The sequence below is a fragment of the Pseudomonas sp. A-1 genome (genome assembly GCF_004801855.1).
GTDB lineage: Bacteria > Pseudomonadota > Gammaproteobacteria > Pseudomonadales > Pseudomonadaceae > Geopseudomonas.
Window position 1 is genome coordinate 1 of the sequence record NZ_SSTC01000096.1, and the last position, 14,308, is coordinate 14,308.

15 protein-coding genes are annotated in these 14,308 nt (G+C 68.9%); 9 read left to right on the forward strand and 6 right to left on the reverse strand.

The annotated features are described in order from the left end of the window. Together E5198_RS17675 and argB are read left to right on the forward strand one after the other, a co-directional pair. A partial coding sequence (locus E5198_RS17675) for a phosphomannomutase/phosphoglucomutase (protein ID WP_178084094.1) occupies nt 1–1,669 on the forward strand: 1,669 nt, incomplete at its 5' end. A 17-nt stretch (nt 1,670–1,686) separates the two neighbouring features. Further along, on the forward strand, nt 1,687–2,592 hold the full coding sequence (gene argB / locus E5198_RS17680; protein ID WP_136491273.1) for an acetylglutamate kinase: 906 nt from the start codon (nt 1,687–1,689) through the stop codon (nt 2,590–2,592). 44 nt (nt 2,593–2,636) lie between these two features. Here the strand turns inward: argB and E5198_RS17685 are convergent, their stop codons facing one another. The 3 genes from E5198_RS17685 to pyrE form a co-directional block, all read right to left on the reverse strand. Beyond that, nucleotides 2,637–3,215: a DUF4124 domain-containing protein gene (locus E5198_RS17685; protein ID WP_372239893.1), complete on the reverse strand. Its 579-nt coding sequence runs from the start codon at nt 3,213–3,215 to the stop codon at nt 2,637–2,639. 191 nt (nt 3,216–3,406) lie between these two features. Then, nucleotides 3,407–4,882 carry a DUF3360 family protein gene (locus tag E5198_RS17690; protein WP_136491275.1) on the reverse strand — a complete coding sequence of 492 codons (1,476 nt, stop codon included), beginning with the start codon at nt 4,880–4,882 and terminating at the stop codon, nt 3,407–3,409. Nucleotides 4,883–5,070: 188 nt separating this feature from the next. Next, on the reverse strand, nt 5,071–5,712 hold the full coding sequence (gene pyrE, locus E5198_RS17695; protein WP_136491276.1) for an orotate phosphoribosyltransferase: 642 nt from the start codon (nt 5,710–5,712) through the stop codon (nt 5,071–5,073). A 70-nt stretch (nt 5,713–5,782) separates the two neighbouring features. Here pyrE and E5198_RS17700 point away from each other — a divergent pair, with 70 nt between their 5' ends. Next, nucleotides 5,783–6,562: an exodeoxyribonuclease III gene (locus tag E5198_RS17700; protein ID WP_136491277.1), complete on the forward strand. Its 780-nt coding sequence runs from the start codon at nt 5,783–5,785 to the stop codon at nt 6,560–6,562. A 51-nt stretch (nt 6,563–6,613) separates the two neighbouring features. Here the strand turns inward: E5198_RS17700 and E5198_RS17705 are convergent, their stop codons facing one another. Further along, nucleotides 6,614–6,982 (reverse strand): DUF4870 domain-containing protein, encoded by a 369-nt coding sequence (locus E5198_RS17705; protein WP_136491278.1) that lies wholly within the window; start codon nt 6,980–6,982, stop codon nt 6,614–6,616. A 43-nt stretch (nt 6,983–7,025) separates the two neighbouring features. After that, nucleotides 7,026–7,745, reverse strand: a complete 720-nt coding sequence (rph, locus tag E5198_RS17710; protein ID WP_136491279.1) for a ribonuclease PH — start codon at nt 7,743–7,745, stop codon at nt 7,026–7,028. Between the two features lie 163 nt (nt 7,746–7,908). Here rph and E5198_RS17715 point away from each other — a divergent pair, with 163 nt between their 5' ends. The 6 genes from E5198_RS17715 (at nt 7,909) to E5198_RS17740 (ending at nt 13,216) form a co-directional block, all read left to right on the forward strand. Continuing rightward, nucleotides 7,909–8,772 (forward strand): YicC/YloC family endoribonuclease, encoded by an 864-nt coding sequence (locus tag E5198_RS17715; RefSeq protein ID WP_136491280.1) that lies wholly within the window; start codon nt 7,909–7,911, stop codon nt 8,770–8,772. A gap of 23 nt (nt 8,773–8,795) precedes the next feature. After that, complete coding sequence (gene gmk, locus E5198_RS17720) at nt 8,796–9,416, forward strand: guanylate kinase (RefSeq protein ID WP_136491281.1); 621 nt, start codon at nt 8,796–8,798, stop codon at nt 9,414–9,416. A 102-nt stretch (nt 9,417–9,518) separates the two neighbouring features. Next, nucleotides 9,519–9,782, forward strand: a complete 264-nt coding sequence (gene rpoZ, locus E5198_RS17725) for a DNA-directed RNA polymerase subunit omega (protein WP_136491282.1) — start codon at nt 9,519–9,521, stop codon at nt 9,780–9,782. Nucleotides 9,783–9,841: 59 nt separating this feature from the next. Continuing rightward, the gene (gene spoT, locus E5198_RS17730) at nt 9,842–11,953 is read left to right on the forward strand and encodes a bifunctional GTP diphosphokinase/guanosine-3',5'-bis pyrophosphate 3'-pyrophosphohydrolase (protein WP_136491283.1); all 2,112 of its coding nucleotides are present in this window, start codon (nt 9,842–9,844) and stop codon (nt 11,951–11,953) included. A 79-nt stretch (nt 11,954–12,032) separates the two neighbouring features. Beyond that, nucleotides 12,033–12,413: a RidA family protein gene (locus E5198_RS17735; RefSeq protein WP_136491284.1), complete on the forward strand. Its 381-nt coding sequence runs from the start codon at nt 12,033–12,035 to the stop codon at nt 12,411–12,413. Nucleotides 12,414–12,481: 68 nt separating this feature from the next. Then, nucleotides 12,482–13,216: a hypothetical protein gene (locus E5198_RS17740; RefSeq protein ID WP_136491285.1), complete on the forward strand. Its 735-nt coding sequence runs from the start codon at nt 12,482–12,484 to the stop codon at nt 13,214–13,216. A gap of 1 nt (nt 13,217) precedes the next feature. On the opposite strand, the gene E5198_RS17745 is transcribed toward E5198_RS17740, so the two are convergent. Continuing rightward, entirely contained in the window at nt 13,218–14,078 is an 861-nt protein-coding gene (locus tag E5198_RS17745; RefSeq protein ID WP_136491286.1) for an SDR family oxidoreductase, read from the reverse strand. Nucleotides 14,079–14,308 lie beyond the last annotated feature (230 nt).

A 14,308-nucleotide genomic window follows, 5' to 3' on the forward strand; every position in this document is an offset into this window, starting at 1 on the left:
CCTGCTGGGGCTGGCCGGTGCCCTCGGTGGCGCGGCCCTGCAGCGCCGCCGCGAACCGCCGCGACCGGCTCCCGCACCGCTCATCCCCGCCGCGCGGACACCGAGCGACGGCCTCGGCGACCTCGATGCCCTGCTGGCCACCCTGCCGACCAGCGAACCGGCCGCCAAGCCGGCCGCACCCGCACCACTGCCCGCCGGCAAACCGCTGGCGGCGGACGTCTTCGACCTGCTCGACAGCGACAGCCTGTCGCCCACTCCGATGGAGCCTCCCGCCCCGATGAACACCTCCAACGTCCCGCAACTGCCGGCCGCGATCTTCCGCGCCTATGACATCCGCGGCGTGGTCGGCGACAGCCTGACCAGCGAAACCGCCTACTGGATCGGCCGCGCCATCGGCTCGGAGAGCCTGGCCTGCGGCGAGCCCGCCGTGGTGGTCGGTCGCGACGGCCGCCTGTCCGGCCCGGAGCTGGCCGAGGCGCTGATCCGCGGCCTGCAGGACTGCGGCTGCCACGTCACCGACGTCGGCATGCTGCCGACTCCGGTGCTGTACTTCTCCACCCACGTGCTCGGCGCCCGCAGCGGGGTGATGGTCACCGGCAGCCACAACCCGCCGGACTACAACGGCTTCAAGATCGTCATCGCCGGCGAGACCCTGGCCAACGAACGCATCCAGGCCCTCTACCGCCGCCTGCAGGACGGCGACCTGGCCAGCGGCAGCGGCACGCGCAGCCAGAGCGCGCCGCTCGAGCAGTACCAGCAGCGCATCGTCGAGGACGTGGTGCTGGCCCGCCCGCTCAAGGTGGTGGTCGACTGCGGCAACGGCGTGGCCGGCGTCAACGCACCGCAACTGCTCGAGGAACTCGGCTGCGAGGTGATCCCGCTGTTCTGCGAGGTGGACGGCACCTTCCCCAACCACCATCCGGACCCGGGCAAGCCGGAGAACCTCCGCGACCTGATCGCCGCGGTCAAGGCCACCGGCGCCGACCTGGGCCTGGCCTTCGACGGCGACGGCGACCGCGTCGGCGTGGTGACCAACGAAGGCGAGATGATCTACCCCGACCGCCTGCTGATGCTGTTCGCCCGCGACGTGCTGAGCCGCAATCCCGGCGCCGACGTGATCTTCGACGTCAAGTGCACCCGCGGCCTGGCCGGCCTTATCCGCGGCTACGGCGGCCGCCCGCTGATGTGGAAGACCGGCCACTCGCTGATCAAGGCCAAGATGAAGGAAACCGGCGCCCTGCTGGCCGGCGAGATGAGCGGGCACATCTTCTTCAAGGAGCGCTGGTACGGCTTCGACGACGGCATCTACAGCGCCGCACGCCTGCTGGAGATTCTCAGCCTGGACAGCCGCAGCGCCGCCGAGGTGTTCACCGACTTCCCGGTCGCCCTGTCCACCCCGGAGATCAACATCAAGGTCGGCGACGAGCGCAAGTTCGCCCTGATCGAGGCCCTGCAGCGCGACACGCAGTGGGGCGAGGCCAGCCTGTTCACTCTCGACGGCGTGCGCGTCGACTACCCCCGCGGCTGGGGCCTGGTGCGCGCCTCCAACACCACCCCGGTGCTGGTGCTGCGCTTCGAGGCCGACGACGCCGCTGAACTTTCGCGGATCCAGCAGGTCTTCCACGCCAAGCTCAAGGCCGTGGCCCCCGACCTGGACCTGCCCTTCTGACATCACTGGAGCCCAGCATGCCCCTCAATCGTGAAGCTGCCGAACAGGTAGCCAAAGTCCTCGCCGAGGCCCTGCCCTACATCCGCCGCTTCAGCGGCAAGACCCTGGTGGTCAAGTACGGCGGCAACGCCATGGAAAGCGACGAGCTGAAGACCAGCTTCGCCCGCGACATCGTGCTGATGAAGGCGGTCGGCATCAACCCGGTGGTGGTGCACGGCGGCGGCCCGCAGATCGGCGACCTGCTCAAGCGCCTGAACATCGAGAGCCACTTCATCGACGGCATGCGCGTCACCGACGCAGCGACCATGGACGTGGTGGAGATGGTCCTCGGCGGCCAGGTCAACAAGGACATCGTCAACCTGATCAACCAGCACGGCGGCAGCGCCATCGGCCTGACCGGCAAGGACGCCGGCCTGATCAAGGCGAAGAAGCTCAAGGTCACCCGCCAGACCCCGGAGATGACCCAGCCGGAGATCATCGACATCGGCCACGTCGGCGAGGTGGTTGGCGTCAACGTCGAGCTGATCAACATGCTGGTGGCCGGCGACTTCATCCCGGTGATCGCGCCGATCGGCGTCGGCGAGGACGGCGAGTCCTACAACATCAACGCCGACCTGGTGGCCGGCAAGGTGGCCGAGGCGCTCAAGTGCGAGAAGCTGATGCTGCTGACCAACACCGCCGGCCTGCTCGACAAGCAGGGCAACGTGCTGACCGGCCTGTCCACCGAGCAGGTCGACGGCCTGATCGCCGACGGCACCATCTACGGCGGCATGCTGCCGAAGATCCGCTGCGCCCTCGAGGCGGTGCAGGGTGGCGTGCACAGCGCGCACATCATCGACGGCCGCGTGCCCAACGCCGTGCTGCTGGAGATCTTCACCGACAGCGGCGTCGGCACCCTGATCAGCAACGCCCGCCAGGGCTGAGGGCCAGCGCCGCTCCTCCGGGAGCGGCGTCACCCGCGGCGTCGTCAGCGACCGGCGCCGAGCAGCTGCTCGAGGCGCGCACGGTCGGCGGCGAACTCCGCCTCCACGCTCTTGCGCACCCCGTCCAGGCGGCGCAGTTCGCTCTCGAGGCGGCCGCGCTCGAGGCGCAGATCCTCCATCTGCTTGAGCAGGCCCGCCGGCACGGCCTGGCCGGCGCGCTGGCGCGCGGCGGCCTGGCGCTCCAGCGAGGCCAGCTGGCCGTCCACGCTCTGCAGGTTGGCATGGTTGACCCCGGCGAAGGAGTCGATGTCACGCAGACGCTGGGCGCGGGTCTGCTCGAGGTCGGCGAGGCTGGCGTAACGCTGGCGCAGCTGGGCATCGGCCTGCGCCTGGCGCGCCTGATCGGCCTGGCGGCGCAGCTCCTCGACGGTCGGCGCGCGCGGCACCACGCGGATCAGCCGCCCCTGGTCGTTGAGCACCTCGTAGCCGTTGGCCACGTATTCGGGGGGCACGCCCTGGCGGTCCAGCACCACCACCCCCTGGCGGTTCACGTAGCGATACAGCTCGGCCTGCACCGTCGTCGCGGCCAGCAGCCCCAGCAGCAGCAATAGCACGTTCCCCATCCGCATCGCTCAGCCTCTCACCTCGTTCTCCCAACCGGACAACCGCTGCCCGGAACATCGCCTGCCGATCTCGCAGGATACCCGCCCCGTCGCCGCGCCACAAAAGCGCGGGACGGGCAGAGCGTGAAGCGGTTCGGCAAAACGACAAAGGGGAGCCCGAGGCTCCCCCTTGTCTGCCGCGGAGCAGCCGATCAGGCCAGGTCGCGGAACGACTCCAGCAGCGCCGGAATGCCCGGGAACATGCCGATCGCCGCCATCACGCCACAGAGGATGAGGAACACCGCGGCCGGGATGATCCAGCGATCGCGATGGCCGAGGCTCTGGCCGCGCTCCTTGTCACCGATCAGGCCGAGATTGTCCAGCAGCATGGTCAGCGACCAGCCGAACACCGGGTTCACCAGCGCCGAGGAGAAGATCACGATGGCCGCCGACTGCGAGGTCTTGCCCTCGCGGGTCATCTGCATGCCGGCCTCCAGCAGCGGCAGGTAGACGCCGACCAGCAGGGCCACGCTGAGTACCGGCGGCCAGATCGCCAGGTCCATCGGGTAGCCCCACAGCGCGGCGATCACGCAGAGCAGGCCGGTGAGCATGGCGCCGGCCGGAATCGGCCGCTTGGCGATGGCCGCGGGCACCATGTAGGTGCCCCAGGAAGAAGTCAGGTTGCCGCCGCCCAGGGAAGTGCCGACGATCTGCCGCGCCGCGGCGATGCACATCGTGTCGTCGATGTTCATCAGCACCTTCTTGGCCTTGGGCGGATAGTTCAGTTCCTGGAAGATGCGGTGGCCGAGGAAGTCCGGCGACCACATGGCCACCGCCAGTACCGCGAAGGGCGCCACGGCGATGAAGTGCTGCAACTCCGGCAGGCCCAGTTGCCAGCCGCTGTCCTCGCCCCACCAGTAGGCCGGATTCAGGTTGGGAATGCCCGGCTCGGTCTTGAACTCGAAGGGCGCACCGAGGGCGAAGGCAATTGCCGCGGCCATGATCGCGCCCAGCGGAATGGCCAGCCAGCGCATGCGGATATGTTCGAGATAGGCATACATGACGATGGTGGCGAAGACGATCACGAAGGCCAGATAACCCATGTCGAAACCGCCGGCCCAGGCGAACAGGCTCTTGATCTGCGAGGTGACGCCGATGAAGCCCAGGTACAGCAGCAGGCCGCCGCACACCCCGTCGCTGGTCAGCCGCGCCAGCAGGCTGCCGCCCTTGCTGATGCCGAGGATGAAGCCGAGCACGCCGACCATGATGCCCAGCGCCATCGGGTGGCCACCGGAGGCGACGATCAGCGGAATCAGCGGAATCAGCGGGCCGTGGGTGCCGGCCAGGTTGGCCGCCGGGTTGAGGATGCCGGAGAACAGCACCACGAACAGCAGCGCGGCGATCAGCATCTCGTAACGGGCGTTCTCGATGACGAACTCGTTGGACAGCCCCAGTGGCGCGGCGAAGGCGGCCACCACCGCGGCGACCATGACGATCTTGCCGATGGTGGCGGCCATCGCCGGCACCCAGTCCTCCAGCTCGAAGCGGTAGTCGCGCAGCGGCAGGTTGATGCCCCAGCGCCGCGGCGACATGATCGTCAGTTCGTGCTCGAGATATTCTTCCCGCGATCCGAACTGTGATTTGGGCTTATGCAGTTCGCGGTAACTTTTCTGATTATTGTCGGTCATACGTTCAACTATTCGAAAAGGTTAGAGATGCAGGCCAGCCATGGCGCAGCCTGCGCGACTAATCTTTTTTATTCTTGTGACATGACGGCCATGTCCGTACATGACCGCCTGGCAGGCCTTGAACTGGCATGCCAATCCAAAAATGAGTTTCTAATAGTTGTTGTATGGCCTGAAACTTCGTGTACCGGTCAGATTCCGTATTGCGTGCGGTACGCCTCGACCGCCGGCAGGTGCTGGCGGAGCTGTTCATCCTGCGCCAGATAATCCAGCACCTGAGTCAGCGAGACAATGCTCACTACCGGTATACCAAAGTCGCGCTCGACTTCCTGGATCGCCGACAGTTCGCCCTGGCCGCGCTCCTCGCGATTGAGCGCGATCAGCACGCCGGCCGCCTGTGCGCCCTGCGCCTGGATGATCTGCATCACCTCGCGGATCGCGGTGCCGGCGGTGATCACGTCGTCGACGATCAGCGCCTTTCCGACCAGCGGCGCACCGACCAGGGTGCCGCCCTCGCCGTGATCCTTGGCCTCCTTGCGGTTGAAGCACCAGGGCAGGTCGCGGCCATGCTGCTCGGCCAGGGCGATGGCGGTGGCGCTGGCCAGCGGGATGCCCTTGTAGGCCGGACCGAACAGCACGTCGAAGTCGATGCCGCTGGCCTGCACCGCCTCGGCATAGAAGCGGCCGAGCTGCGCCAGGGCCAGGCCGCTGTTGAACAGCCCGGCGTTGAAGAAGTAGGGACTGGTGCGCCCGGACTTGAGGGTGAACTCGCCGAAGCGCAGCACGCCGCGCTCGATGGCGAAGCGGATGAATTCGCGTTGATATGCTTGCATGAGATGCCCGATTCCGCCAAAAAACAGGAAAGTCGGGTATCATACACACAGGTTTTTTCAGGGGCCATTTATGCGGATTGTCAGTGTCAACGTGAACGGTATGCAGGCGGCGGTGGAGCGCGGCCTGCTCGGCTGGCTGCAGAGCCAGAACGCCGACGTCATCTGCCTGCAGGACACCCGCGCCTCGTGCTATGACATGGAAGACCCCGCCTGGCAGCTCGACGGCTACACCATGTACGCCGTCGATGCCGAAGTGCCGAGCCAGGGCGGCGTCGCCATCTACTCGCGCCTGCAGCCCAAGGCCATCATCTTCGGCCTGGGCTTCGAGCAGGCCGACCGCTACGGGCGCTACCTGCAGGCCGACTTCGACAAGGTCAGCATCGCCAGCCTGCTGATGCCCAGCGGTCAGAAGGGCGACGCCGACCTGAACGCCAAGTTCAAGTTCATGGACGACTTCACCAGCTACCTGAACAAGCAGCGCCGCAAGCGCCGCGAGTACATCTACTGCAGCTCGCTGTACGTGGCGCACCAGAAGCTGGACGTGAAGAACTGGCGCGACTGCCAGCAGGCGCCGGGCTTCCTCGCCCCCGAGCGCGCCTGGCTCGACGAGGTGTTCGGCAACCTCGGCTACGTCGACGCCCTGCGCGAGGTCAGCCGCGAGGGCGAGCAGTACAGCTGGTGGCCGGACACCGAGCAGGCGCAGATGCTCAACCTCGGCTTCCGCTTCGACTACCAGCTGCTCACCCCCGGCATGCGCCGCAGCGTGCGCAGCGCCCAGCTGCCGCGCCAGCCGCGCTTCTCGCAGCACGCGCCGCTGGTGGTCGACTACGACTGGACGCTGAGCATCTGAGCGGCCGCAGCGCCGAAAAAGCCGACCCGCGGGTCGGCTTTTTCATGTCCGCTACCTGAGGAAGCGGATGCAGAACGGATAGCGCCAGGCGCGGCCCTCGTTGGCCTTGATCCCGCCGATCACGGTGAGCACCAGGGCGCCCACGCTGACCAGCGCGGCCAGCGGGAAGGCCACCCACGACAGGGTCGCGCAGACCAGCAGCGCCAGGCTCGCGGTGATCTGGAAGTTCAGCGCCTCGCGACCCTGGGCGTCGACGTAGGGATCGCTCTCGCGCTTGAGCTGCCAGACCAGCAGCGGGCCGATGACGTTGCCGATCATCGGCGCCAGCAGCCAGGCGAAGGCCGCGTAGTGGCAGAGCATCGCCCACTTGCGCGCCTCGGCGTCCGGGCCGGGCGGCGCCGGCAGTTGCTCGTCGTTCATCGCACACCTCCCGGACCAGGCGCCGGCCCGGCCGCAGCCGGTCTCAGTTGTCGAGCGCGGCGCGCTGCAGCTCGAACAGCTCGTCGATGCCCTTGCGCGCCAGCGCCAGCATGGCGTTGAGTTCCTCGGGCTGGAACGGCGTGCCCTCGGCGGTGCCCTGCACCTCGATGAAGCCGCCGGCGTCGGTCATCACCACGTTGAGGTCGGTGCCGGCCGCCGAGTCCTCCAGGTAGTCCAGATCGAGCACCGGCTGGCCCTGGTAGATGCCCACCGAGACCGCGGCGACCAGCTGCTTGAGCGGGTTCTGCTTCAGCGCGCCACGCTTCTTCAGGGTAGCCAGCGCATCGATCAGTGCCACAGTGGCGCCGGTGATCGACGCGGTGCGGGTGCCGCCGTCGGCCTGGATCACGTCGCAGTCGATGTACAGGGTGGTCTCGCCCAGCTTGGACAGGTCCAGCGCGGCACGCAGCGAGCGGCCGATCAGGCGCTGGATCTCCAGGGTGCGCCCGCCCTGCTTGCCGCGCGCCGCCTCGCGGTGGGTGCGCGAGCCGGTGGCGCGCGGCAGCATGCCGTACTCGGCGGTCAGCCAGCCCTGGCCCTGCCCCTTGAGGAAGCGCGGCACGCCGGCCTCGGCGCTCACCGTGCAGATCACCTTGGTATCGCCGAACTCGACCAGCACCGAACCCTCGGCATGCTTGGTGTAGTGGCGGGTGATACGGATCGGGCGCATCTGGTCGGCGGCGCGACCACTGGGACGGTTCATCGGCAGGTCCTGTCGAAGAGGGGGAAAGTGCGAACCATTATAGAGGGCCGCAGGCGTGGCGAACCACCGCCGCGATTGGGGGGCCGACGCGCCTGGGTTACACTGGCGGATCGAATCCGCGGCGCCACGGGCGCCCGCCCCCTTACCAATGCGAGGATCGCCCATGGTACACAGCATGACCGCCTTCGCGCGGGTGGAGAGCGCCGGCCCCTGGGGCACCCTGAGCTGGGAGCTGCGCTCGGTCAACCACCGCTACCTGGAGCCGCACCTGCGCCTGCCCGAGGCGTTCCGCGACCTCGAGGGCGGCGTGCGCGAGGCGCTGCGCCAGGCGCTGGCGCGCGGCAAGGTCGAGTGCACCCTGCGCCTGGCCGAGGAGAGCGCCGGCAAGGCCCTGCAGGTCGACCGCGAGCGCGCCGCCCAGGTGATCGCCGCCGCCGAGGCGGTGGCCGCGCTGATCAGCCAGCCGGCCCCGCTGAACCCGCTGGAAGTGCTGGCCTGGCCGGGCGTGCTGGTGGCCGACGCCGCCGACCCGCAGGCGCTCAACGCTGCCGCCCTGGCACTGTTCGAGCAGGCCCTGGCCGAACTCAAGGCCGGCCGCGAGCGCGAAGGCGCCGCCCTGGCCGCCCTGCTCGAGGAGCGCCTGGCGGCGATCCTCAAGGAGGTCGACAGCCTGCGCGAGCTGGTGCCGCAGATGCTCGCCGCGCAGCGGCAGAAGATCGAGAACCGCTTCGCCGAGCTGCGGGCCGAGCTGGACCCGCAGCGCCTCGAGCAGGAGCTGGTGCTGCTGGCGCAGAAGAGTGACGTGGCCGAGGAGCTGGATCGTCTGAGCACCCATGTGCGCGAGGTGCGCCGCGTGCTCAAGGCCGGCGGCGCCGCCGGCCGGCGCCTCGACTTCCTGATGCAGGAACTCAACCGCGAGGCCAACACCCTCGGCTCCAAGGCCTTCGACCCGCGCTCCACCCAGGCCGCGGTCAACCTCAAGGTGCTGATCGAGCAGATGCGCGAGCAAGTGCAGAACATCGAGTGATTCCGGTAGTGACAGAAACCCCCATGAACAGCAGCCACGGCACCCTTTACATCGTTTCCGCGCCTTCCGGCGCCGGCAAGACCAGCCTGGTCAAGGCCCTGCTCGACAGCAACGAGCAGATCCGCGTGTCGGTGTCGCACACCACCCGCAGCATGCGCCCGGGCGAGGTGGACGGGGTGAACTACCACTTCGTCGCCCGCGAGGAATTCCTCGGCATGCTCGAGCAGGACGAGTTCCTCGAGCACGCCGAGGTGTTCGGCAACCTCTACGGCACCTCGCAGCGCTGGGTCGAGCGCACCCTCGCCGAGGGCCTCGACCTGATCCTCGAGATCGACTGGCAGGGCGCCCAGCAGGTGCGCCGGCTGATGCCGCAGGCGCAGTCGATCTTCATCCTGCCGCCGTCGCAGGAGGCGCTGCGCCACCGCCTGAACAACCGCGGCCAGGACAGCGAGGAGATCATCGAGCGGCGCATGCGCGAAGCGGTCAGCGAAATGAGCCATTATGTCGAGTACGACTACGTGGTGATCAACGACCAGTTCAGCCATGCCCTGGAGGACCTCAAGGCGATCTTCCGCGCCCGCCAGCTGCACCAGGGTTCGCAGCAGAAGCGCCACGCCGAGCTGCTCGAGCGCCTGCTGCGCTGACGCCCGGACGCATTCGCCACTTCCCTAACCATTGGCGATTTTTTAGACTATCCAATCCGCCCGGCGACTGCCGGGCCCAGCCGTTGAATCACGAGGAACACCATGGCCCGCGTCACTGTTGAAGACTGCCTGGACAACGTCGATAACCGTTTTGAACTGGTCATGCTCGCCAGCAAGCGCGCCCGCCAGCTGGCGACCGGCGGCAAGGAGCCGAAGGTGGCCTGGGAAAACGACAAGCCGACCGTGGTGGCCCTGCGCGAAATCGCCGAAGGCCTGGTCGACCATGAAGTGGTGCAGCAGGAAGACATCGTCGAGGAGACTCCGCTGTTCGCCGCCTTCGAGGAAAACGGCAGCGAGGAGATCTGAATTGCCGGGTCGACGTCGCGCGCCTGAATCACCGGCACTGACCGGTCTGGAGTAATACTTTGGCCAGCATAGACGCCCTCGCCGACCGCCTCAGCAATTACCTCACGCCGGACCAGGTCAATCTGGTCCGCCGCGCCTACTACTACGCCGAGCAGGCCCACGACGGCCAGCGCCGGCGCAGCGGCGAGGCCTACGTCACCCACCCGCTGGCGGTGGCCTGCATCCTCGCCGACATGCACATGGACCATCAGAGCCTGATGGCCGCCATGCTGCACGACGTCATCGAGGACACCGGCATCCCCAAGGATGCCCTCAGCGCGCAGTTCGGCAGCACCGTCGCCGAGCTGGTCGACGGGGTCAGCAAGCTGACCCAGATGGACTTCCAGACCAAGGCCGAGGCGCAGGCCGAGAACTTCCAGAAGATGGCCATGGCCATGGCCCGCGACATCCGCGTGATCCTCGTCAAGCTGGCCGACCGCCTGCACAACATGCGCACGCTGGACGCCATGCCGCATGAGAAGAGCCGGCGCATCGCCAAGGAAACCCTGGAGATCTACGCGCCGATCGCCAACCGCCTCGGCATGCACAACACCTTCGCCGAGTTCGAGGATCTGGGCTTCAGGGCCATGCACCCGATGCGCGCCGAGCGCATCAAGCAGGCGGTGCGCCGCGCCCGCGGCAACCGCCGCGAGATCGTCGGCAAGATCCAGCAGTCGCTGGTCAACTGCCTGGCCCAAGAGGGCCTGGACGGCGAGGTCAAGGGCCGCGAGAAACACCTCTACAGCATCTACCAGAAGATGCGCGGCAAGCGCCGGGCGTTCAACGAGATCATGGACGTCTACGCCTTCCGCATCATCGTCGACAAGGTCGACACCTGCTACCGCGTGCTCGGCGCGGTGCACAGCCTGTACAAACCGTTCCCCGGGCGCTTCAAGGACTACATCGCGATCCCCAAGGCCAACGGCTACCAGTCGCTGCACACCACCCTGTTCGGCATGCACGGCGTGCCCATCGAGATCCAGATCCGCACCCGCGAGATGGAGGAGATGGCCAACTTCGGCATCGCCGCGCACTGGCTGTACAAGTCCAGCGACGAGCAGAGCCCGCGCGGTACCCACGAGCGCGCCCGCCAGTGGGTCAAGGGCATCCTCGAGCTGCAGCAGCGCGCCGGCAACTCGCTGGAGTTCATCGAGAACGTCAAGATCGACCTGTTCCCCGACGAGGTCTACGTGTTCACCCCCAAGGGGCGGATCATGGAGCTGCCCAAGGGCTCGACCGCGGTCGACTTCGCCTACGCGGTGCACACCGACGTCGGCAACAGCTGCATCGCCTGCCGCATCAACCGCCGCCTGGCGCCGCTGTCCGAACAGCTGCAGAGCGGCGCCACGGTGGAGATCGTCACCGCCCCCGGCGCGCGGCCCAACCCGGCCTGGCTCAACTTCGTGGTCACCGGCAAGGCGCGTACCCACATCCGCCACTCGCTCAAGCAGCAGCGCCGCTCGGAGTCGGTCAGCCTCGGCGAGCGCCTGCTGAACAAGGCGCTGGCCGGCTTCGACAGCCGCCTGGAGAGGCTCGCCGCCGAGCGCATCGCCGCGGTGCTCGCCGAGTACCAGCTCGAGCAGCTCGACGACCTGCTCGAGGACATCGGCCTCGGCAACCGCATGGCCTACGTGGTGGCGCGCCGCCTGCTGGCCGAGGAAGGCAGCGAGCAGATGCCCGGCCACGAGGGCCCGCTGGCGATCCGCGGCACCGAGGGCCTGGTGATCAGCTACGCCAAGTGCTGCACGCCGATCCCCGGCGACCCCATCGTCGGCCACCTGTCGGCCGGCAAGGGCATGGTCATCCACCTCGACAACTGCCGCAACATCAGCGAATTCCGCCACAACCCGGACAAGTGCATCCCGCTGTCCTGGGCCAAGGACGTCACCGGCGAGTTCAACGTCGAGCTGCGCGTCGAGCTGGAGCACCAGCGCGGCCTGATCGCCCTGCTGGCCACCGCGGTGGCCAGCGCCGACGGCAACATCGAGAAGATCAGCATGGACGAGCGCGACGGCCGCATCAGCGTGGTCCAGCTGGTGGTCAGCGTGCACAACCGCGTGCACCTGGCGCGGGTGATCAAGCGCCTGCGCACCATCAAGGGCGTCAGCCACATCACCCGTCTGCGCGCCTGAGGCGGCCCGCCCCCGCCCGCTTTCCCAACGCAGGGCGCCGCCCCCGGCGCCTGCCATCCACAGCCCGCAAGGAGCTCCCATGAGCAAGAGCGTCATCAGCAGCGACAAGGCCCCCGCCGCCATCGGCACCTACTCCCAGGCGATCAAGGCCGGCAACACCGTCTACCTGTCCGGGCAGATCCCGCTGGACCCGGCCAGCATGCAGCTGGTCGAGGGCTTCGAGGCCCAGGCCGTGCAGGTGTTCGAGAACCTCAAGGCGGTCTGCGAAGCCGCCGGCGGCTCGCTGGCCGACATCGTCAAGCTGAACATCTTCCTCACCGACCTGGGCAACTTCGCCACCGTCAACGAGGTGATGGGCCGCTACTTCCAGCAGCCGTACCCGGCGCGCGCCGCCATCGGCGTGGCCGCCCTGCCGCGCGGCGCCCAGGTGGAAATGGACGGCATCCTGGTCCTCGGCTGATGTCCCGGCCGCGGCGCCCGCCGCCGCGGCCCCCCGCGCCCCCGCACCCTTCCGGAAAGGACGCCCGCATGCGCCATGCCCTTCCCCTGACCCTGCTGCTGTGCAGCGCCCTGCTCGGCGGCTGCGCCAGCGGCCCGGACGACATCGCCGGGACCTGGATCAATCAGAACGCCATCGACGCCGCCAGCGACAACGGCCGCCTGCGCGAGGCCCTGCTGGCCTACGGCCCCACCCTGGAATGGCGCTTCGCCCCGCAGCGCCACACCGCCTGGTCGAGCAACGGCGTCGACGTCGCCGAGGGCCACCTGGCCGGCAGCGCCGAGCGACGCTGGCAGGTGACCTTCAACCGCGACCTGCAGGAAAGCCTCGTCCTCGACGGCGACGAGCTGGTCCAGCAGCCCAGCGCCAGCGCCCCCGAGCAGCGTTTCGTCGCCACCGCGGCGGCCGACGACGAGCTGCCCGGCCAGACCTTCGAGCAGGCGCTGTACGCCGCCCTGCTCGGCGGCGACTGGGCGATCCGCGAGGGCGACGGCCGCAACGGCCAGGTGCGCTTCCACCCGGACGGCCGCGTCGAGGGCCTGCCCGGCGTCGAGCAGTACGCCCTGTGCCTGTCCGGCGACTGCGCGACGCGCAGCGACGAGCACGAGCTGCTCTGGCTGCAGAACGCCGAGCAGGGCCGCGAATGGCTGTTCCGCCTGGAGGGCGACGAGCTGAGCATCTTCGTCGCCGACAACCAGGCGCTGCACCAGGAGCTGCCGCAGTACCGCCCCGGCCGCCGCGCCTGGCTGCTCGAGCGCGACTGAACTACTCGCCGGCGTCCAGCAGCGCCGCGTAGCCCTCGCGCCAGCTCGGGTAGCGCGGCACCCAGCCCAGCGCGCGGGCCCGCGCGTTGCTGCAGCGCTTGCTGCCGGCGCGCCGGCTGGCCGACTCCGCCGCCCAGTGGCTCACCCCCAGGCGCTCGCGCAGCCAGGCGACCACCTCGGCCAGCGGCGCCGGCTCGTCGTCCACCCCCAGGTACACCGCCTCCAGCGCCACCCCACGGGCGTCGGCCTGCAGCAGGCAGGCGAGCAGGCCGGCGGCATCCTCGGCGTGGATGCGGTTGCCGTACAGCGGCGGCACCTCTGCCACCCGGTAGCCGGCGCGCACCTGGCTGAGCAGCCAGCGCCGCCCCGGACCGTAGATGCCGGCCAGGCGCACCACGCTGGCGGGCAGGCCGCCGCCCAGCGCCAGCGCCTCGGCCTCCAGCAGCACCCGCCCCGACCAGCTCGCCGGCTGGCAGGGCGAGCTCTCGTCGACCCACTCGCCATCCTGCTGGCCGTACACCCCGGTGCTGGAGACGAACAGCAGGCGCCGCGGGCGCTGGCCGCGCTGTTCCAGCCAGCCCAGCACGTGACGTAGGCCGTCGACGTAGGTGGCGCGGTAGGCGCTCTCCTCGGAGCTGGCCGGGGTGGCGCAGTACACCAGGTAGTCCGGCGCGCTGGCCGGCCACTGCGCCGGGCAGTCGGCCTGCAGCAGGTCGGCGGCCAGCGGCAGCAGGCCCGCCGGCAGCGCCGCGACGTCGCGGCGCAGGCCGTACACCGACCAGCCCGCCGCCTGCAGCTGCAGGCCGAGGCGACTGCCGACATCGCCGCAGCCGGCGATCACCACGCTAGGGGAAACGGACATCGCGATCCTCCGGGGGAAAAGCGCCGAGGATAGCGCGGCAGAGCGCTGTCGCGGCAGGCCGGATTGCCGCAGGCTGCGCCCGCAAAACCACGCATAATGATTTACAAACAAGAAACATTTGCAATAATGTCGCCCTGACTCCTGCGCGCCGGTCCTGGCGGCGCCCGCTCCCCCTATCCATCGACAGGTCCGGCCCGCATGAACGCACCCCCCGCCTCCCCCCCGCCCCC